This is a genomic window from Citrobacter sp. Cpo032 (assembly GCF_030332975.1).
Classification (GTDB): domain Bacteria; phylum Pseudomonadota; class Gammaproteobacteria; order Enterobacterales; family Enterobacteriaceae; genus Citrobacter; species Citrobacter portucalensis.
This window is the reverse complement of the sequence record NZ_JAOWGU010000036.1, coordinates 12,938-32,897: the sequence shown is the minus strand read 5'-3', so window position 1 is coordinate 32,897 and position 19,960 is coordinate 12,938. Positions and strand designations below refer to the sequence as shown.

Genomic DNA, 19,960 nt, shown 5'->3' with positions numbered 1-19,960 from the left:
GTTGATGCTTCATTGCTAACGAGGATCATTTTCCGAAACGGTAATAAACGGTTCGGTCAGTGATAGCGTGATCTCATTGGAAGAGACACGCTGACCCTGCTCATCTTCTACCACCACAGACAACCGCCAGCGGTTTGTCGCGCCTTCGCTGCTGTCCCACTTAGGCATAATAATCGTCCAGCCTTGCGCGCTTCGGTTATCGCTACCCGCCGTTAAACTCAACGCCTGGGTATCACCCTGCCAGGTCAAATGGCGGATCCCATGCAAACTACGCACCTGCAACTTCAGCGCCACCGTCTCACCAGACTTGAGATCCCAGGGCGGCGTGGCCAAAAATACCGACAATGTTTTACGCTGGCGATATTCCAGCGTCGGCAGATTGTTGCGCTGCGGATCGTCATAACGACTGCCGCGCAGCGATCGGCTGTTTGCCACCTCGCTGACCATCAGCTGTTTTTTTAGCGGCACGCCAAAGCGGTAATTCAGCGTTAAGCCGAGGTTATTCTGGCTGACTCCGCTTTCGCCCTGCTTATGTTGTGCCGTCACGGTAATCAACGGCACCGGCGTATAGCTCAATCCCAGATTCACCGCCACAGGATTGTGGTACCCGGTTCCGGAATGAAACAGATCCACCCGGTCGCCAAAATACTGTTCCACGCTGACGCTGGTATTGAGGTGTTGATAGAACGGCATGCGCATTTGCGCAGTCAGGTCGTAGCCGCGGGCCATCCGTTGTTCCTGGGTTGCGGAACGCTCCTGCCAGGAGGACAGCGGTTGGTAATAGTTAGCGGATAAGCGCAAGTATTCACCCCACGCCTCGGCGCCAAGGCCTCCCCGGGGCAGATTTTCATCCAACAGGTTGTCATAAAAGGTGTTGTAACCCAGAAACCAGCCGTCGCGTACCCAGCGCTGCCCAATCCCCGCATTGCTGACTAAACCTTCGTCCTGTTGCGTCAGCCCCAACTGGCTCCAGGTTAAATATCGTTGATTGTCCTGCCATGGGATAAACCAGCTTCCCCGACTTCCGGTAAAGCTGCCTTCGTTATCCATCTGCAATCCAACGCTGGCGTTTCCCCAGGGAGAGAGCCAGGATTCCAGTTGCTGATTAACCTGTTCACTGACCGTGTCACGCACCTGACCAAACGCGAACTGCTTCGCCTGTTCACCCGTATCAAGCCCGTTATCGGTCATGCTGGCTTCACCAAACGCTTTGACCATTTCAGCAAAGTGCTTTTCGCCTGCCCGCGACTCCGGCGCCATACCGAGATCGGGTAAGCCATCACTATTGTTATCGAAAGGGTTTTCAGCCTGGTGAATAAAAGATGTCCGTGCGTTGGCAATACCGCCTGCCAATGGCAAGAGTGAGAATACAGCGAGAGAAAAATAAATATTACGGCTCAAATCGTCAGTTGTCTCTTACATCAATTAATTAGACACACTTAACCTAAACCATAACGTCTTCGGCTGTTAATTGCAGCCTTTATCCCCGTTTTCGGGATTTTCTGACATGGATAATTAGAGGTACCCACTCCTGCAACCATGCTTTCTTTCCCACATCAGGAACAGGGAGTAACATACACGCCAGGAATTATCCCTTCCATCTGACAACAGGAGTAATAATGCAAAAGATAGTGATCGTCGCGAACGGTGCGGCCTATGGAAGCGAATCGTTATTTAATAGCCTGCGTCTGGCCATCGCCCTGCGCGAACAGGAAGCGGATCTCGACCTGCGTCTGTTTTTAATGTCGGACGCGGTAACGGCGGGGCTTAGCGGTCAAAAACCTGCGGAAGGATATAATATTCAGCAAATGCTGGAGATCCTGACAGCGCAAAATGTGCCGGTCAAACTGTGTAAAACCTGTACCGATGGCCGTGGGATCACGACGCTACCGTTAATTGACGGAGTAGCCGTCGGCACGCTGGTTGAACTGGCTCAATGGACGTTGGCTGCAGATAAAGTATTAACCTTCTGATACACCGCTTCAGGCAAGCTCACTGAAAGTGTCGATAATTTCCGGATTTAATCGTAGATGGGCGCGGTTTCGTTGAACGTTAGCACGCCTTTTCAACCCTTTTGAGGGATTTTGTCACTTTTGTTTAATCGTTATGCCATTTTTTGATCAAAATCAGCATCCTGTTGCCCCCCCTTTGGTGTTATGCAATGAGTGAAATGTGAACAACATCACGCAGCACTTTCGACAGAAAGTACGTTGTTTTCAAGAACGGGGTGAAAAATGGCATTAGTGAAGGCGAGTTTAAAGTTATTTGGTGGTGATACGGTAGTCGTGCGCTGTTCTGAGCGTTGCCACATCCACCTGATGAGCGAGAAAAATCACGTCAAAGACACGCAGTCCGACATCTTAAGCGTGCAGGATCGTGATAACGCATGGCTAACCGTACCGTATACCGGCGTCTGGAATGTGCTGATCGACAGCCATAGCCAGTCGCTTGAGCATTCGATAAGTTTTATTGCAGCCTAAGCGTTAAACGCCCGATAAGCACCTGGCTTATCGGGCATACAACATCGGGCGATATTAGGCAAATCCTGGACGCATAACACCTTCCGGCAGATTCTCTCCCAACAATCGTTTGACCGTGATCACCAGATCGTTAAGACAATCATCCTGCATCCCCAACTTGACCAGCTCCTGTTCCAGTGAGAACAGATACTGGGCGTTGGTGCCTAAAGGTCCGCTCGCCGCGGCGATAAGCGGCGCAATAACCTGCGCGCGCGTGTCTGACTCAAACAGCGGATGACGCGGATCCATAATAAAGACCAGTGCGTTCACCGTCCTGCCGTCATCAAGCGCCAACTGACACCAGGTCGGCAGATAACAGCCGGTAATCATTTCTCGCTTCCACAGCAGTGAAAGCTCTTGTTCCAGGGACGCGTCCGGCAAACGGTAGGCCACACCGGTGGTGCGTCCGCCCTCTTTCAGGGCCAGCATACGTCCTGGCTGACACGCCGTTCCTCGCCCCGCCGTCAGACGCAGGCAAAAGGCACGGTGCCAGCCGACTAACGTCCCGGTACAGGACTCTTCAAATTCTAAGGCCGGGTTCCACATCAATGATCCATAACCGAAGATCCACACCGGTCCATCATCTGGTCGGCATGCAAGCGTGGCAGCAAGTGAGGCTGCACGTTGTTCCGCTGACCAGAGTAGTGATTCTTCAATAGCACCAAATGCCGTCTTGCAGTCGGCATTCAATAAAAAATCACGCGTTAACACCTTACACCTCCGCCACTGCTGCTTCCCTGCGACAACTTTTTTGACGCCTTCCGGGCTTTTTAACTGCTCATTTTGAAACCAATAGCTGGACAATAGGCAATTCACCGCTCGCTTGCAAGCCAGCAACGGCGCGGCGTAGCACGATTCGCTAACGCCTGATGCAAGCTAGTTCATAAAGGCATTATAATTGATACTGTTACGCCTTTTTATGCCATTTATCATCATCACCTTTTTGATAATCATTTTTGACCGCGGCCCACGCCACCTTGTGTGCTGTCTCTTCACGGGTAGCATCATCACGACGGTCAGATTTATCTTTATATTGTTCCCAGGCGCTGTTGAAAGCTTCTTTGTAGATGTCCTGAGCATGGGCTGGCAGAACATGCTGCACGCTTTCAGGCAGATCGCTTTTGGATTTATATGGCATTGTGAACTCCTCTTTTTAGGCTAAACCTTAAGTGTGGTTAACAATGCGGAGATGCGCCAATAATGGACATTTATAGAAAATTTCTTCATCTAACCTTCTGTTAATTAAACAGTCTATAAACTAGAACTTTGTTTTTGACCGCTTTGAGAGGAAAAATAAGCGATGTAGTAAAATTTCGTAAAATGTCACCTACAAAACCAGGTTTTCTGTTATTTTTTACATTCTTTAATACTTTTTATAATTATATACCCTAAATAATTCGAGTTGCTTAAAGGCGGCAAGGGAGTGAATCCCCAGGAGCATAGATAACTATGTGACTGGGGTGAGCGAGCGTAGCCAACACATAAGCAACTTGAAGTATGACGGGTATAAATACCTGCAGAGACGGAGAATTAATTCAATGACACACGTAAATGAGGCGGTAAAAACCCGCCACAAGGAGACCTCTCTCGTCTTCCCGATTTTGGCACTGGTAGTACTGTTCTTATGGGGGAGCAGTCAGTCACTACCAGTGGTCATCGGCATTAATGCGCTGGCCCTTATTGGTATATTAAGCAGTGCATTCAGTGTTGTCCGTCATGCGGATGTATTAGCACATCGACTTGGCGAACCCTACGGGTCGCTGATCCTCAGCCTGTCCGTTGTTATTCTTGAAGTCAGCTTAATCTCCGCATTAATGGCGACCGGCGATGCAGCGCCTACGCTCATGCGCGATACGCTATATTCAATCATTATGATCGTAACCGGCGGCCTGGTCGGTTTTTCATTACTGTTAGGTGGCCGTAAATTTGCCACTCAGTATATGAATCTGTTTGGTATTAAGCAGTATTTAATTGCTCTGTTCCCACTGGCCATTATTGTACTGGTGTTCCCGATGGCTTTACCGGGTGCGAATTTCACTACCGCACAAGCGCTGTTGGTGGCGTTAATTTCTGCGGCAATGTACGGTGTATTTTTGCTGATCCAAACTAAAACGCACCAGAGTCTGTTCATTTACGAGCATGAAGACGAGGGTGACGACGACGACCCGCATCACGGTAAACCGTCAGCACATAGCAATTTATGGCACGCTGCCTGGCTTATCATTCATCTGATCGCCGTTATTGCTGTGACCAAGATGAACGCCAGCCCGCTGGAGACATTGCTGACTGAACTGAATGCGCCGGTCGCCTTTACCGGTTTCCTGGTAGCGTTACTGATCCTCTCTCCTGAAGGGCTGGGTGCGCTGAAAGCGGTTCTGAGCAACCAGGTACAGCGGGCGATGAATTTGTTTTTCGGTTCAGTATTAGCCACCATTTCACTGACCGTTCCGGTAGTGACCCTGATCGCATGGGCAACCGGGAATGATTTGGTCTTTGCGCTGGGCGCGCCAGAGATGATTGTGATGGTTTCATCACTGGTACTGTGCCACATCTCTTTCTCCACCGGACGCACCAATGTGCTTAACGGTGCGGCGCATCTGGCGCTGTTTATCGCCTATCTGATGACGATATTTGCCTGATGAGTTTTTCTGGTAGAACCCACGGCCCTTCTCAGGGCCGTTTTCTTTTACCGCTCACAGCTCCGGATAAACCTGTTGACCATCGACAAACGTTAATAACGACTCCGTTTGGTGCAATTTGTCTGCCGGAATAGCCATAATATCCTGATTAAGCACCGCAAAATCGGCGAACTTACCTTCCCGCAAACTACCCCTCTGCTGTTCTGCAAAAGCCAGCCAGGCGGCATTTCGGGTATACATTTTTAACGCATCTTCCCGACTTAACTGGCGGGTGTCATGGCGTACTGAGCCGTCGAGTGCTTTACCTGTGACATGATACTCAATGGCATGCCACACTCCCGCAACGCCAATCCGCGTCGCATCTGTACCGCCGGCAACGATTACCCCCTGCTCTAACGCGGGTTGAACTGGTGATGAGAGTGCCGCCACCGTTTTACCATTTGCGCGTCCAATGGCGGGAGATTCAAAATATGGCCCCATCTGGACAGAATAGGCCAAGCCGAGTTTCTTCATGCGGGTAATTGTTTCTGGCGTACCGGTATTGAGATGCGCAATAGACCAGCGTAACGGAGCAATGTCATACGATTTAGCCACCTCGCTAATGAGATCTAAAATCGCATCCGCACTGTCATCGGTATAGGCATGTATTTCTACGGCGACCCCTTCCAGGGCGGCAAGCTGGAGCACCTTAAATTGTTCTTGTTGGGATTGTGCAGAAGACTTAAATCCAGATGACATCCGTACGCCGTCATTCATTGCCATCACCAGGCTTTCACCGAAGCCCAGAAAGGCTATTCTGCCGTCATCGTGTATTGCCGGGCGAAATGCCAGACGTTGTTTAAACCATTCCGTTTCATTACCAGGCGGTGCGGATAAACGATATCCAACACGTATCCTGAGAGGTTGCTGCTGCTGAAGTTTAAAGAAATCACGATAAGCTTGCTCATGCCCGGCAGAAGGATCGATAAACCCGACCACGCCGCGTTTATTTAAATAACGAACAAAGGCGTTAAGGTTCTTTTCAACATCGGAAGTCTGGCTAATCTGGGCGAAAAGCTGGTTAAAACTGCCAATGGTCCCGCGCAATTTCCCCGTTGCCAGCCCTTTGTCATCGCGTTCTATCACGATCCCTGCCGGAACATCCGGCTGTGGACTATTAAGTTTTAGGGTCTCGATAGCCTTTTGATTTAACAGGGCATAGTCATAAAGGCTTTGTATATACGCAGGATGCTGAGGCACCGCCTGATTCAGTTCCTGAACCGTCGGATCCCGTTTTTCAGCAAATTGTTCAGGCATCCATGAGCCAGCCACCGCCACCCATTGCGCAGTATTTTTCTGTGCCGCAGATTGCGACAATTTATTTAACGCATCGGGTAAATTTTTAGTATCAAACCAGTAGGTTTCAAATAAAAACGTCCTCCCACCCCGAATGCCATGCAGATGCGCATCAATTAATCCCGGAATAACGGTTTGCCCCGTAAGATCGATTTCCTTCGTGTTCGGTCCGGACCATTTTTTCACCGTTTCATTATTACCCACCGCAATAATATGCCGCCCTTTTACCGCCAGCGCCTGCGCGTTGGGTTGTTGTTCATCCATGGTAATCAGCTTGCCGTTATACAAAATAACATCGGCCTTGTCCTGAGAATGCGCCAGAAATGAAGTTCCGATCAGAATTGCGGCCAACGTTGCTTTGCGAATAGCCGGAGGGGGAGTATTAAAGCGAAGTCCCAGTTTACCCATCATATTTATCTACCTTTTCACGTGATGAAAATCAGGAAAGCTGATGCCGCACCGCTACGCTAGCGATTCGCGCGCTGGCTAGCAGACGTTCGAACGAATGCCCGCAACGCGCTTTTCCCGACAGGCCAAGCATTGTGGTACTGACGTAATCAGTCAGGCTGTCAGCCTCTTTAGGATGCCGCTGTGCGATAAAGTCGTGAATTTTATGTTCGGCAGCCGAGTAGAAATTCCGCGCGACCTTCCGCGCTTGCGGATCGTTACTGTGCGTGCCCTCCAGGACCAAACATCCCGGCGTATGCGGATCTGCGGCATAACGTCGCGCCGCCTCTTCAAGCAGATCGGTAAGACATTCAGAAACGGGTTTGTCGGGGCGCAAAATATCATCAAACGGAATCGCCTCAGTTTGTACGTAGCGGTCAAGAACACGTTCATAAAGACCGATTTTGTTCCCAAAAGCAGCATAGAAACTGGGGGGCTTGATCGACAACGCCGCGGTGACATCCGCCACGCTAACGGCGTCATAGCCATGTGCGTGAAACAAGGGTTGTACTTTGGCAACGGCCATTTCTGGATCAAAATTACGTGGGCGTCCAGGTGCTCGAGTGCATTTTGTAGTGTTCATTACAAATCCATTGACAGAAAACTGTGCACCTATTATATATCGATCACTACATAATTGTTCAAGGAGTACCTCATGTCTTCTTTTAATGGCAAGTCAGTTCTGGTTCTTGGCGGCAGTCGTGGGATTGGCGCGGCTATCGTGCGCCGTTTTGCCGCGGATGGCGCATCGGTTACCTTTACCTATTCAGGCTCCCCTGACGCTGCCAAAGCGCTTGCTGATGAGACGGGTACCCAGACAGCGCAAACCGATAGCGCCGATCGTAACGCCGTCATCAACCGGGTACGCGAAAGCGGCCCGCTGGACGTGCTGGTAGTTAATGCAGGCATTATTCTGTTTGGTGATGCGCTGGAGCAGGATCCGGATGACGTGGAGCGCCTGTTCCGGATTAACATTCACTCCCCATACTATGCGGCGGTGGAAGCGGCACGACAGATGCCTGACGGCGGACGCATTATCATTATTGGTTCTGTGAATGGCGACCGTATGCCTCTTGCTGGCCTGGCCTCTTATGCGGTGAGCAAATCAGCGCTGCAAGGGCTGGCCCGGGGGCTGGCACGTGATTTTGGACCGCGGGGCATTACGGTAAACGTGGTTCAACCAGGCCCTATTGATACCGATGCCAACCCGGAAGATGGCCCACTGAAAGAGGTGATGCACAGTTTTATGGCGCTAAAACGACATGGCCGTCCAGAGGAAGTTGCGGGAATGGTTGCCTGGCTTGCAGGCCCTGAGGCTGGATTTGTGACGGGGGCAATGCATACAATTGATGGTGCGTTTGGCGCCTGACGCCTACCCTTAACACTTTTCTCAAACAGCAGTCCGAAGAGATATCTCTCCGGACTGCAACACTTTCTTAGTTCTCAGTATCCAGCTCGTCGAAGCTTTTAACCAGGTCATCAATCGCTTTAATCTGAGTCAGGAACTGTTCCAGTTTCGCCAGCGGCAGCGCGGATGGACCGTCGCATTTCGCATTGACTGGATCAGGATGCGCTTCAATAAACAGACCGGCCAGACCTACCGCCATACCTGCGCGCGCCAGTTCAGTAACCTGCGCACGACGACCGCCGCTTGCTGCGCCAAACGGGTCACGGCATTGCAGCGCATGGGTAACGTCAAAAATCACCGGCGAGTTGCCAGAAACTTTCTTCATCACGCTGAAGCCCAGCATATCCACAACCAGGTTGTCATAACCAAAGTTCGCGCCACGGTCGCACAGAATTACTTTGTCGTTGCCGCCTTCATGGAATTTATCCACGATATTGCCCATCTGGCCCGGGCTTACGAACTGCGGTTTTTTCACGTTGATAACGGCACCGGTTTTCGCCATCGCTTCCACCAGATCGGTCTGACGAGCGAGGAAGGCCGGCAGCTGAATCACATCCACCACGTCAGCAACAGGCTGAGCCTGGCTGGCTTCGTGAACGTCGGTGATCACTTTTACGCCAAAAGTCTGCTTCAGTTCCTGGAAGATTTTCATCCCTTCTTCAAGGCCCGGCCCACGGTAAGAGTGGATGGAAGAACGGTTGGCTTTATCAAAGGAGGCTTTGAACACGTAAGGGATACCCAGCTTTTGAGTAACGGTTACGTAGTGCTCACAAATGCGCATCGCCAGATCGCGGGATTCCAGCACGTTCATTCCGCCAAACAGCACGAACGGCAGGTCATTTGCCACGTTGATGTCGCCAATGCTAACCACTTTTTGTTTCATAGGATCGCCTTAAACGGTAGGTAAAGTGTCATTAATCAATGCAATACAATTTGCTTGTGCGAAATAGTATTAATCTGCGCACGAATCATTTCGCTGATCGGGTCTTCCGGACACTGTTCAACGAAATAACTTAAATCGGTCAGCGCAACATGTTCACACTCCAGCTGCGCGTAAATTAATCCACGATCGCGTATTTCATACGGATCTTCAGGATTAAACTGTAATAGTGCTTCGCTGGCACGCAGCGCCAGCTCCATTTGCCGCTCTTCCATCAGCGATGATTTCAGCGTGTCGAGCAGCTTACGAATTACTTCTGCATTATCCGCCTCATCCAGGTCTTCGTTAAACAGCTCCGCGACCGGGCTGATATTCCCCTTCAGCCACACTTCCAACGTGTGCTCATTTAACGTTTCGCCATTGAACGGATTGATTAGCCACATTTCGCCATCGAGCGATTCAATACGCAGGATGAGTTGTGTCGGGAAAATCACCGGCACCAGTGGCAGCTCCAGTCGGTTGGCAATCCACAATAAGATCGCACCCAGGGATACGGCACTGCCCTGACGACTTTTCAGTACCTGATCAAGCCATAGTGCATCAGAAAGACGATAGACGCCGTGGGTATCCGTAAAACCCCATTCGCCGTAAAAAAGTGCCAGCAGTTTTTCCAGTTGCTCATCCTGAGACAGGAGCTGGCTAATTTCTTCTTGCGCCAGACTGACCAGACGTTCCAGTTCGTCATAGACAGTTTGTGTTGGAAAATCCAGACGGATAGACTCCGACGCCAGGATCATCCCATCACACAATGGCGCTTTATTAAATTCGAAATCAGCTAACGACCTCATGCTTACCCCAGTAACGGTATTTTTGTGGTGGCGAGTTTAATGATGATGTACAGCACCACCAGCGCCAGCGGAAAAGCGATTAATCGCGCCTGCTGACTGCGCGCCCGACGATAATCGAGCGCAATAAAACCCAAAACGATGTAAATGATAACCCCAAACAGCTTTTCAGTCAGCCATGTCCCGTGCTCAGTGAATGGCAGGATGTGCGCTTTAACCATTAACGCTACGCCGCTGAGTAATAAAACGGTATCGACAACCGGCGGCACGATGCGCGTCCAGCGCGCGCAGGCAAGGCACGAGTCGGTGTAACGCCACCAAAATCGCAGCGTCAGCAAACCAACCGAAAGCGCAATGCTGATGAGATGGACGTTGAGTAACACACCGAAGGTACTCATGATGGGATGCGTCCAAGCGTAATTCGCTCGTTGCCGCCATAGTCACGACAGGTTTCAACCGCCAGGTAACCCGCACGAGTAAAGGCATCACGGACGGCCTCGCCCTGCTGCCAACCATGTTCCAGCAACAGATAGCCGCCGGGCGTTAACATGCGCTGAGACTGGTCGATGATATGCACGATATCCGCCAGTCCCTGATCGCCCGCCACCAGCGCCGACAGCGGTTCAAAGCGAACGTCGCCTTGCGCCAGGTGCGGATCCTGTTCGTCGATATACGGCGGATTGCTGACAATCATGTCAAACTGCTGTCCCTGCAATGCGCTGAACCAGTTACTTTGCAGCACGCAAACATTGTCGATGCCCAGTTGCTGCTTGTTGCGAATGGCCAGTGCCACGGCATCAGGCATGCGGTCTACAGCTGTCACTGCACAATCCGGACGCTCGGTTGCCAGCGCCAGCGCAATGGCACCCGTGCCGGTTCCCAAATCGAGAATACGACACGCTGAGGCCGGCAGGCGAGCCAGCGCCTGCTCCACCAGACACTCGGTATCCGGACGCGGAATAAGCGTGGCTGGAGACACAAACAGCGGCAACGACCAGAACTCACGCACGCCGGTTAAGTGCGCCACCGGCTCTCCCCGCTGACGCCGCGCCAGTAGCGTATCAAGCTGTTGACGCTGCGCCTCGGTTAACTCCGTTTCGCCGAAAGCCAGAATAAAGGTGCGCCCTTTGCCAGTAACGAACTCGAGTAAAATCTCGGCGTCACGGCGCGGGCTTTCGCTTGCCTGTAATTGGCTTATCGCTTCACGCAGCCAGTGCTGATAATCCATTAATCCTGCTCGGACAATGCCGCCAGTTGATCGGCCTGGTATTCCTGGACAATCGGCTCAATGAGCATATCCAGTTTGCCTTCCATCGCTTCATCCAGACGGTAGAGCGTCAGGTTAATGCGGTGATCGGTCACACGACCCTGCGGGAAGTTATAGGTACGGTTACGATCACTGCGATCGCCACTGCCCAACAGGTTGCGGCGTTCAGAGGCTTCCGCCTGTTGACGTCTTGCCACTTCGGCCGCACGAATTCGCGCCCCCAGCACCGACATCGCTTTGGCTTTGTTTTTATGCTGTGAACGTTCGTCCTGGCATTCCACTACGATACCGGTCGGTAAGTGGGTAATACGGATTGCGGAGTCGGTGGTGTTAACGTGCTGACCGCCCGCGCCTGATGAACGGAAGGTGTCAATACGCAGATCGGCCGGGTTGATGTCCGGCAGTTCGGCATCCGGCAGTTCCGGCATAACCGCGACCGTACAGGCAGAGGTATGAATACGCCCCTGCGATTCCGTCGCAGGTACGCGCTGCACGCGATGGCCGCCAGACTCAAACTTCAGTCGCCCGTAAACGCCTTCGCCGCTAATCTTGGCAATGACTTCTTTAAACCCGCCATGCTCGCCTTCGCTGGCGCTCATGATCTCAACCCGCCAGCGACGCGATTCTGCGTAACGGCTGTACATGCGGAACAGATCGCCGGCAAACAGCGCCGCTTCATCACCACCGGTTCCCGCGCGCACTTCGAGGAAGGCGTTACGTTCGTCATCGGGATCTTTAGGTAATAGCAGGACCTGCAGATGCTGTTCCAACTGCTCACATTTCTCTTTTGCTTCGCGCAGTTCATCCTGCGCCATTTCACGCATTTCAGGATCGTCGAGCATCATCTGAGCCGTCTCGATATCTTCCTGAACCTGTTGCCAGTCCGTAAAACAGCGAGATACATCGCTTAATTGCGCATATTCGCGCGACAGCGCACGAAAGCGATCCTGGTCTGCGATAGTACCCGCATCACCGAGCAGCGCCTGAACTTCTTCATGGCGTTCATGCAGGGCTTCCAGTTTGGCAACGATAGAAGGCTTCATAGGCGTAAATGCACCCTGTAAAAAATAAGATTGGTGTGCTGCTACTCCAGCCCGAGGCTGTCGCGCAGAATATTCAGGCGTTCACTATCCCCGTCACGGGCGGCCTGTTGAAGTGATTTGGTTGGTGCATGAATCAGGCGATTGGTCAGTTTCCAGGCCAGATCCTGCATAATGGCTTGCGCATCACCGCCCTGTTGAAGAGCGGCCAACGCTTTGGCGGTCAGTTCATCACGGATCTGTTCTGACTGACTGCGATACTCGCGGATAGTGTCGCTTGCGCCCTGGGCGCGTAGCCAGGCCATAAACTCGCTGGCTTCCTGCTCCACTATCGTTTCGGCTTCCACCGCCGCCGCTTTGCGCTGGGCCAGGTTATGCGAAATGATGCTTTGCAGGTCATCAACGCTGTACAGATAGGCGTTAGACAATTTACCCACTTCCGGCTCGACATCGCGCGGTACGGCGATATCCACCAGCAACATAGGCTGATTGCGGCGGTTTTTAAGCGCACGTTCCACCATTCCTTTGCCGATAATCGGCAGCGGACTGGCGGTAGAACTGATAATGATATCGGCATCCTGTAAACGCGCGTCTATATCACTCAGTGAAATCACCTCGGCGCCGACTTCATCCGCCAGCACCTGCGCACGCTCGCGAGTACGGTTGGCGATGATCATCTTCTTCACTTTGTGCTCGCGCAGATGTCGCGCTACCAGCTCAATGGTTTCGCCCGCACCGACTAACAGCACGGTTACCGTGGAGAGCGATTCAAATATCTGCCGCGCCAGGGTACAGGCGGCAAACGCCACCGACACGGCGCTGGCGCCGATGTCAGTTTCTGTACGTACACGTTTTGCGACAGAGAATGATTTCTGGAACATGCGTTCCAGCGCACTGGCGTTCAGGTGACCTTTTTGCGAATCCGCAAACGCTTTTTTCACCTGCCCAAGAATTTGCGGTTCACCGAGCACCAGTGAATCCAGACCGCTGGCAACACGCATCAAATGACTGACCGCGTCGTTGTCCTGGTGCCAGTACAAGCTGTTGCGCAGATCTTCTTCATTGAGGTTATGGTATTCACACAGCCAGCGAACCAGCGCTTCTTGCAGGTTATCCTGCTCTTCAACGCTGAGATACAGCTCCGTGCGGTTACACGTCGACAGCACTACCCCGCCCTGCACCATTGGCTGCGCGAGCAGGCTGTCCAGCGCCTGATCGAGCGTATCCGGCGAAAACGTTACGCGTTCTCGCAGCGATACAGGTGCCGTTTTATGGTTAATACCAAGCGCTAAAAGGGTCATGTGTGCGGGAATAGTACCAGCGTTGATAAGGTTAGACTGGGTGCATCATACAGGATGCGTGCGGTCAATAAAAGAGACTGACCCCTTTTGGAGTAATAGCTTAGTGCACAAATTTAAGCGATTTAAGATAACTTGAACGTAGACGATGTCTGATGGCGGCGCTAGCATTAAGAGTTATAACTGCAACGTATCTCAAGGATTTGTCATCATTATGACCCTGCCTGATTTTCGCCTGATTCGCCTGCTGCCGCTGGCGGCCCTGGTTCTTACTGCCTGTACGCTCAACGCGCCTAAAGGTCCCGGTAAAAGCCCCGATTCTCCGCAGTGGCGCCAGCACCAACAGGAAGTTCGCGCCCTGAACCAGTATCAGACGCGTGGTGCGTTTGCCTATATTTCCGATCAACAGAAAGTGTATGCCCGCTTTTTCTGGCAGCAAACCGGTCAGGATCGCTATCGTCTCCTGCTGACCAACCCTCTGGGCAGCACTGAACTGGAACTTAATGCGCAGCCGGGCAACGTCGAACTGGTCGATAACAAAGGCAAGCATTACACCGCCGACGACGCTGAAGAGATGATCGGCAAACTGACCGGCATGCCTATCCCATTAAACAGCCTGCGCCAGTGGATCCTTGGACTGCCAGGTGACGCCACCGATTATAAGCTCGACGACCAATATCGTCTGAGTGAAGTGAACTACAGCAAAGACGGTAAAAACTGGAAAGTGGTCTATAGCGCCTACGACAGCAAAACCCAGCCAGCGATGCCAGCAAACATGGAGCTGTCCGACGGCTCCCAGCGTATTAAGCTGAAAATGGATAACTGGATTGTGAAATGATGACCCATTGGCCCTCTCCGGCAAAACTGAATTTGTTTTTATACATCACCGGACAGCGTGCGGACGGTTACCACACGCTGCAGACCTTATTTCAGTTTCTTGATTATGGCGACACGATAGATATTACGCCGCGTAGCGACGGCGAAATTCACCTGTTAACCCCAGTGGAAGGCGTTGCGCATGAAGATAATCTGATCGTCCGTGCGGCACGTTCGCTGATGAAAGCGGCATCTGAAAGCAATTGCCTTCCCAAAGGGAGCGGTGCGGACATCAGTATCGACAAACGCCTGCCGATGGGCGGCGGTCTTGGCGGAGGTTCGTCTAATGCGGCAACCGTTCTGGTGGCGTTGAACCATCTCTGGCAGTGCGGACTTTCGGTTGATGAACTGGCGGCACTCGGCTTAACGCTGGGGGCGGATGTTCCCGTATTCGTGCGCGGCCACGCGGCCTTTGCCGAAGGCGTTGGCGAAATTCTGACGCCGGTCGAGCCTGAGGAAAAGTGGTATCTGGTTGCTCATCCGGGAGTCAGTATTCCGACACCGGTGATTTTTAACGATCCCGACCTCCCGCGCAACACGCCAAAAAGGTCAATAAAAACGTTACTAAAATGTGAATTCGGCAATGATTGCGAGGTTATCGCAAGAAAACGTTTTCGCGAGGTTGATGCGGCGCTTTCCTGGCTGTTAGAATACGCGCCGTCGCGCCTGACTGGTACAGGGGCTTGTGTCTTTGCTGAATTTGACACTGAGTCTCGTGCTCGCCAGGTGCTTGAGCAAGCCCCGGAATGGCTCAAAGGCTTTGTGGCGAAAGGCGTCAACCTCTCCCCATTGCACAGAGCGTTACTCTAAATCCTTCGGGTTTCAGGAAAATGGCGAAATGACGAATCGCCAGATGCATACAATTTCAGTATGTAACTGGTGTGAGGAATTGATGCCAGCGCAAATGAAACGCGAAAGATAAAGAGTAAGCCGGGCAAGCTGAGTTGCGGTGACAACGTCACCCTGTTCCAGACGTTGCATCGCGCTCTTTAATACACCGCATGGAGAGGATACTGCCTGGCCCGCACAGTTTTCGGCAGATTCTTTCCACCAATGGACGCATGCCTGAGGTTCTTCTCGTGCCTGATATGAAGCTTTTTGCTGGTAACGCCACCCCGGAACTAGCACAACGTATTGCCAACCGCCTGTACACTTCACTCGGCGACGCCGCTGTAGGTCGCTTTAGCGACGGCGAAGTCAGCGTACAAATTAATGAAAATGTACGCGGTGGTGATATTTTCATCATCCAGTCCACTTGTGCCCCTACTAACGACAACCTGATGGAATTGGTCGTTATGGTTGATGCGCTGCGCCGTGCTTCCGCAGGCCGTATCACCGCCGTTATTCCTTACTTCGGCTATGCACGTCAGGATCGTCGCGTACGTTCCGCTCGTGTACCGATTACCGCTAAAGTCGTCGCTGATTTCCTGTCCAGCGTTGGCGTTGACCGCGTCCTCACCGTTGACCTGCATGCTGAACAGATCCAGGGCTTCTTTGACGTACCGGTTGATAACGTATTCGGTAGCCCGATCCTGTTAGAAGACATGCTGCAGCTGAACCTGGACAACCCGATTGTGGTTTCTCCGGATATCGGTGGCGTCGTGCGTGCCCGCGCTATCGCTAAACTGCTGAACGATACCGACATGGCTATCATCGACAAACGTCGCCCGCGTGCGAACGTTTCTCAGGTGATGCACATTATCGGTGACGTTGCAGGTCGTGACTGTGTTCTGGTTGATGACATGATCGATACCGGCGGTACGCTGTGCAAAGCAGCAGAAGCACTGAAAGAACGTGGTGCTAAACGCGTATTTGCTTACGCCACTCACCCGATCTTCTCAGGTAATGCGGCAAACAACCTGCGCAACTCAGTGATTGATGAAGTCGTTGTCTGTGACACTATCCCACTGACTGACGAAATCAAAGCGCTGCCAAACGTGCGTACATTGACCCTGTCGGGTATGCTGGCCGAAGCGATTCGTCGTATCAGCAACGAAGAATCCATCTCTGCTATGTTCGAGCATTAATCGAGCCCGGCTCAAAAACCCGCTGCGGCGGGTTTTTTTATCTGCAATACTTATTTGTATGACTTATGCCTCCTTCACCTGCCATTTAGTTGACAGATGATGCGCTCATGGATGAAACATTATTGTGAACAGATTATTTTCCTCACATGTGATGCCTTTCCGCGCCCTCATCGACGCTTGTTGGAAAGAAAAATATACTGCCTCTCGCTTTACCCGTGACCTGATCGCCGGGATAACCGTTGGGATCATCGCCATTCCGCTGGCAATGGCCCTGGCAATAGGCAGTGGCGTTGCGCCGCAGTACGGCCTGTATACCTCAGCCGTCGCTGGGATTGTTATCGCCCTTACCGGGGGATCGCGCTTTAGCGTATCTGGCCCAACCGCCGCCTTCGTGGTGATTCTGTATCCGGTGTCGCAACAGTTTGGGCTGGCAGGCCTGCTGGTTGCCACGCTCATGTCCGGGATATTCCTGATCCTTTTCGGCCTCGCTCGTTTTGGCCGCCTGATCGAATATATCCCCGTGTCGGTAACGTTAGGTTTTACATCGGGTATTGGTATCACCATCGGTACCATGCAGATTAAAGATTTTCTTGGCCTGCAGATGGCCCATGTCCCGGAGCACTATCTGCAGAAGGTTGGTGCGCTGTTTATGGCCTTGCCGACCATCAATTTCGGCGATGCCGCCATTGGCGTAGTGACGCTGGGGATCCTGATTTTCTGGCCGCGCCTGGGGATCCGACTGCCGGGTCACCTTCCCGCACTGCTGGCAGGCTGTGCGGTAATGGGTATCGTGAACCTGACCGGCGGCCATGTCGCCACCATTGGTTCTCAGTTCCACTACATTCTGGCTGACGGCTCACAGGGTAATGGTATCCCGCAGTTGCTGCCGCAGCTGGTCCTGCCGTGGAATATGCCGGAATCAAACTTTACCCTGAGCTGGAGCTCGTTACAGGCGCTGTTACCGGCAGCCTTCTCGATGGCGATGCTGGGGGCAATTGAATCTCTGCTGTGCGCCGTCGTACTCGATGGGATGACCGGCACCAAGCATAAAGCTAACAGCGAGTTGATTGGCCAGGGGCTGGGTAACATCGTGGCACCATTCTTTGGCGGTATCACCGCCACAGCGGCAATTGCCCGCTCTGCGGCAAACGTCCGCGCCGGGGCGACCTCGCCAATCTCTGCGGTTATCCACGCGATTCTGGTGATCCTTGCCCTGCTGGTACTTGCACCGCTGCTTTCCTGGTTACCGCTTTCCGCCATGGCCGCCCTGCTGCTGATGGTGGCATGGAACATGAGTGAAGCGCATAAAGTGGTGGATTTGCTGCGCCATGCACCGAAAGACGACATCATTGTCATGCTGATGTGTATGTCGCTGACGGTACTGTTCGACATGGTTATTGCCATCAGCGTCGGTATCGTTCTCGCCTCTCTGCTGTTTATGCGTCGTATTGCGCGCATGACTCGCCTGGCGCCGGTCAACGTAGACGTACCGGACGATGTGCTGGTGCTGCGCGTTATTGGTCCGCTGTTCTTTGCCGCGGCGGAAGGATTATTTACCGATCTTGAGTCGCGTATTGAAGGTAAACGCATCGTAGTCTTGAAGTGGGACGCGGTCCCGGTACTGGATGCCGGTGGTCTGGACGCTTTCCAGCGCTTTGTAAAACGTCTGCCGGAAGGTTGCGAATTACGCATCAGTAATCTGGAATTCCAGCCGCTACGAACCATGGCGCGCGCGGGTATTCAGCCGATTGCCGGGCGCCTGACGTTCTTCCCGAATAAAGATGCTGCGCTAGCAGATATCCGCTAACGTGTAGCCCGGCCAGGCGAAACGCCGCCGGATTGCAAATGACAGACAAAAAAATGGCTCCCTTACCTGGGAGCCATTTTTATAACAAGCTTATTGCTTACGCGTTCAACAGTTGCTCAGCCGTTGCCTTCACGCTTGCCAGCAGGACTTTAACATCCTCCAGACATACCGTCGGATTGAGCAGCGTTAGCTTCAGGCAGGTGACACCATCTGCTTCGGTCACGCCGACGTTGGCGCTACCAGAAGCCAGCAGAACGTCACCAATACGCTGGTTCAGCAGCGCGACAAACGCCATGTCGTCACTTTGCGGCCGGAAGCGGAACAGCACACTTGCCAGCTGCGGCTCCATCACCAGTTCAAGATGTGGCTGGGTTTTGACAAACTCAGCAACATCACGCGCCAGCGTCACACCGTTATCAATGATCTCGGCATACTGCTTTTTGCCCAGCGCTTCGAGGCCCATCCACAGCTTCAGCGCGTCGAAACGGCGCGTGGTCTGCAGTGACTTCGATACCAGGTTTGGTACGCCAGCCTCTTCATCGAAATCAGAGTTCAGGTACGCCGCCTGGTAACGCATCAGCTCGTAGTGGCGCGCATCTTTTAACAGGAACGCACCGCAACTGATGGTCTGGAAGAACTGCTTGTGGAAATCCAGCGTCACGGAATCTGCCAGTTCAAGGCCGTTCAGGAAGTCACGGTACTTCTCAGAAAGCAGTAACGCCCCGCCCCATGCCGCATCCACGTGCATCCAGATCTGATGTTCTGCAGCCAGCGCTGCAATATCCGCTAACGGATCGATTGCGCCCGCATCGGTAGTACCGGCAGTGGCGACGATTGCCATCACCTGCTCACCGTTGGCTTTCGCCTGGGCCAGCTTGTCTTTCAGGTCAGCCAGATCCATGCGTGAAAACGCATCGGTCTTCACCTGGGTGACGGAACGGTAGCCCAGCCCCATCAGCGCCATGTTCTTCTGCACGGAGAAGTGCGCGCTTTCAGAGCAGAACACTTTGATTTTACTCAGATCACCGGTCAGACCATCCTGCTGAATGGAGTGCCCCTGGCGAGCGAAAAAAGCATCACGCGCCAGCATCAGGCCCATCAGGTTACTCTGCGTACCGCCGCTGGTGAATACGCCCGCATCGCCTGCCGGGTATCCAACCTGCTCACGCAACCACTCGATCAGCTTGATCTCAATGATGGTGGCCGACGGGCTCTGGTCCCAGGAGTCCATACTCTGGTTGGTGGCGTTGATCAGCACTTCCGCCGCCTGGCTAATCACCAGGCTCGGGCAGTGCAGATGCGCCACGCACTGCGCATGGTGAACCAACAAGCTGTCTTTGAGAAAGTATTCAACCGCACGCTCAATAGCGGCCTGGTTGCCCAGGCCCTGAGACGTAAAATTCAGGTTGATACGTTCACGCAGTTGCTCAACGGTTTTACCCTGATACATCTCAGGCTGCTTCAACCATTTAACGACCGCTTGCGTACTCTGCTCGATAGCGTCCTGATAAGCTGCAATGCTTTGCGCCGAGCCGGACAGAATCGGGTTTACGTCTGACATTCGATCCAACT

The 19,960-nt window shown here is 52.7% G+C and carries 20 protein-coding genes; 8 read left to right on the top strand and 12 right to left on the bottom strand.

Annotation, left to right across the window (positions count from 1 at the left end; all coding sequences use genetic code 11):
- Positions 1–15: 15 nt before the first annotated feature.
- On the bottom strand, positions 16–1,401 hold the full coding sequence (locus tag OGY33_RS06290) for a YchO/YchP family invasin (protein ID WP_081364695.1): 1,386 nt from the start codon (positions 1,399–1,401) through the stop codon (positions 16–18).
- A gap of 218 nt (positions 1,402–1,619) precedes the next feature.
- Between OGY33_RS06290 and OGY33_RS06285 the strand changes: the two genes are divergently transcribed.
- Together OGY33_RS06285 and OGY33_RS06280 are read left to right on the top strand one after the other, a co-directional pair.
- On the top strand, positions 1,620–1,973 hold the full coding sequence (locus tag OGY33_RS06285) for a DsrE/DsrF/TusD sulfur relay family protein (RefSeq protein ID WP_048216246.1): 354 nt from the start codon (positions 1,620–1,622) through the stop codon (positions 1,971–1,973).
- A 261-nt stretch (positions 1,974–2,234) separates the two neighbouring features.
- A complete protein-coding gene (locus tag OGY33_RS06280; RefSeq protein ID WP_038641131.1) occupies positions 2,235–2,480 on the top strand; it encodes a DUF1883 domain-containing protein in 246 nt (81 codons plus the stop codon).
- Between the two features lie 54 nt (positions 2,481–2,534).
- On the opposite strand, the gene OGY33_RS06275 is transcribed toward OGY33_RS06280, so the two are convergent.
- Both OGY33_RS06275 and chaB read right to left on the bottom strand, forming a co-directional pair.
- On the bottom strand, positions 2,535–3,230 hold the full coding sequence (locus tag OGY33_RS06275; protein ID WP_016156738.1) for a gamma-glutamylcyclotransferase: 696 nt from the start codon (positions 3,228–3,230) through the stop codon (positions 2,535–2,537).
- 196 nt (positions 3,231–3,426) lie between these two features.
- Positions 3,427–3,657 carry a putative cation transport regulator ChaB gene (gene chaB / locus OGY33_RS06270; RefSeq protein ID WP_008784971.1) on the bottom strand — a complete coding sequence of 77 codons (231 nt, stop codon included), beginning with the start codon at positions 3,655–3,657 and terminating at the stop codon, positions 3,427–3,429.
- 400 nt (positions 3,658–4,057) lie between these two features.
- Here chaB and chaA point away from each other — a divergent pair, with 400 nt between their 5' ends.
- A complete protein-coding gene (gene chaA, locus OGY33_RS06265) occupies positions 4,058–5,158 on the top strand; it encodes a sodium-potassium/proton antiporter ChaA (protein WP_191238441.1) in 1,101 nt (366 codons plus the stop codon).
- Positions 5,159–5,212: 54 nt separating this feature from the next.
- Here the strand turns inward: chaA and OGY33_RS06260 are convergent, their stop codons facing one another.
- On the bottom strand, positions 5,213–6,904 hold the full coding sequence (locus tag OGY33_RS06260; protein ID WP_191238440.1) for an amidohydrolase: 1,692 nt from the start codon (positions 6,902–6,904) through the stop codon (positions 5,213–5,215).
- Positions 6,905–6,932: 28 nt separating this feature from the next.
- Complete coding sequence (locus OGY33_RS06255) at positions 6,933–7,523, bottom strand: TetR/AcrR family transcriptional regulator (protein WP_048224046.1); 591 nt, start codon at positions 7,521–7,523, stop codon at positions 6,933–6,935.
- A 72-nt stretch (positions 7,524–7,595) separates the two neighbouring features.
- On the opposite strand from OGY33_RS06255, the gene bdcA reads away from it, so the two are divergent.
- The gene (bdcA, locus tag OGY33_RS06250; protein WP_048216243.1) at positions 7,596–8,309 is read left to right on the top strand and encodes an SDR family oxidoreductase; all 714 of its coding nucleotides are present in this window, start codon (positions 7,596–7,598) and stop codon (positions 8,307–8,309) included.
- Positions 8,310–8,376: 67 nt separating this feature from the next.
- Here bdcA and kdsA read toward each other — a convergent pair whose 3' ends face one another.
- From kdsA to hemA, 6 genes are read right to left on the bottom strand one after another with little or no spacing between them, the layout of a single operon-like run.
- Positions 8,377–9,231: a 3-deoxy-8-phosphooctulonate synthase gene (kdsA, locus tag OGY33_RS06245; protein WP_136391949.1), complete on the bottom strand. Its 855-nt coding sequence runs from the start codon at positions 9,229–9,231 to the stop codon at positions 8,377–8,379.
- 35 nt (positions 9,232–9,266) lie between these two features.
- A complete protein-coding gene (gene sirB1, locus OGY33_RS06240; RefSeq protein ID WP_008784975.1) occupies positions 9,267–10,076 on the bottom strand; it encodes an invasion regulator SirB1 in 810 nt (269 codons plus the stop codon).
- A 2-nt stretch (positions 10,077–10,078) separates the two neighbouring features.
- Complete coding sequence (gene sirB2 / locus OGY33_RS06235) at positions 10,079–10,471, bottom strand: invasion regulator SirB2 (protein ID WP_048224049.1); 393 nt, start codon at positions 10,469–10,471, stop codon at positions 10,079–10,081.
- Positions 10,468–11,301, bottom strand: a complete 834-nt coding sequence (gene prmC / locus OGY33_RS06230) for a peptide chain release factor N(5)-glutamine methyltransferase (protein WP_191238439.1) — start codon at positions 11,299–11,301, stop codon at positions 10,468–10,470. The genes sirB2 and prmC overlap by 4 nt, the downstream gene beginning before the upstream one ends.
- The gene (prfA, locus tag OGY33_RS06225; protein ID WP_003020786.1) at positions 11,301–12,383 is read right to left on the bottom strand and encodes a peptide chain release factor 1; all 1,083 of its coding nucleotides are present in this window, start codon (positions 12,381–12,383) and stop codon (positions 11,301–11,303) included. Before prfA ends, prmC begins: the two co-directional genes overlap by 1 nt.
- A 41-nt stretch (positions 12,384–12,424) precedes the next feature.
- Complete coding sequence (gene hemA / locus OGY33_RS06220; RefSeq protein WP_003833420.1) at positions 12,425–13,681, bottom strand: glutamyl-tRNA reductase; 1,257 nt, start codon at positions 13,679–13,681, stop codon at positions 12,425–12,427.
- Positions 13,682–13,892: 211 nt separating this feature from the next.
- Here hemA and lolB point away from each other — a divergent pair, with 211 nt between their 5' ends.
- The 4 genes from lolB (at position 13,893) to dauA (ending at position 18,388) form a co-directional block, all read left to right on the top strand.
- Complete coding sequence (gene lolB, locus OGY33_RS06215; RefSeq protein WP_003833422.1) at positions 13,893–14,516, top strand: lipoprotein insertase outer membrane protein LolB; 624 nt, start codon at positions 13,893–13,895, stop codon at positions 14,514–14,516.
- On the top strand, positions 14,513–15,364 hold the full coding sequence (gene ispE, locus OGY33_RS06210) for a 4-(cytidine 5'-diphospho)-2-C-methyl-D-erythritol kinase (protein ID WP_008784980.1): 852 nt from the start codon (positions 14,513–14,515) through the stop codon (positions 15,362–15,364). The genes lolB and ispE overlap by 4 nt, the downstream gene beginning before the upstream one ends.
- 269 nt (positions 15,365–15,633) lie before the next feature.
- The gene (gene prs / locus OGY33_RS06205; protein ID WP_001518537.1) at positions 15,634–16,581 is read left to right on the top strand and encodes a ribose-phosphate diphosphokinase; all 948 of its coding nucleotides are present in this window, start codon (positions 15,634–15,636) and stop codon (positions 16,579–16,581) included.
- A gap of 124 nt (positions 16,582–16,705) precedes the next feature.
- Entirely contained in the window at positions 16,706–18,388 is a 1,683-nt protein-coding gene (dauA, locus tag OGY33_RS06200; RefSeq protein WP_071692414.1) for a C4-dicarboxylic acid transporter DauA, read from the top strand.
- Between the two features lie 97 nt (positions 18,389–18,485).
- Here the strand turns inward: dauA and OGY33_RS06195 are convergent, their stop codons facing one another.
- Positions 18,486–19,949 carry a pyridoxal phosphate-dependent decarboxylase family protein gene (locus tag OGY33_RS06195; protein ID WP_410739386.1) on the bottom strand — a complete coding sequence of 488 codons (1,464 nt, stop codon included), beginning with the start codon at positions 19,947–19,949 and terminating at the stop codon, positions 18,486–18,488.
- Positions 19,950–19,960: the final 11 nt, after the last annotated feature.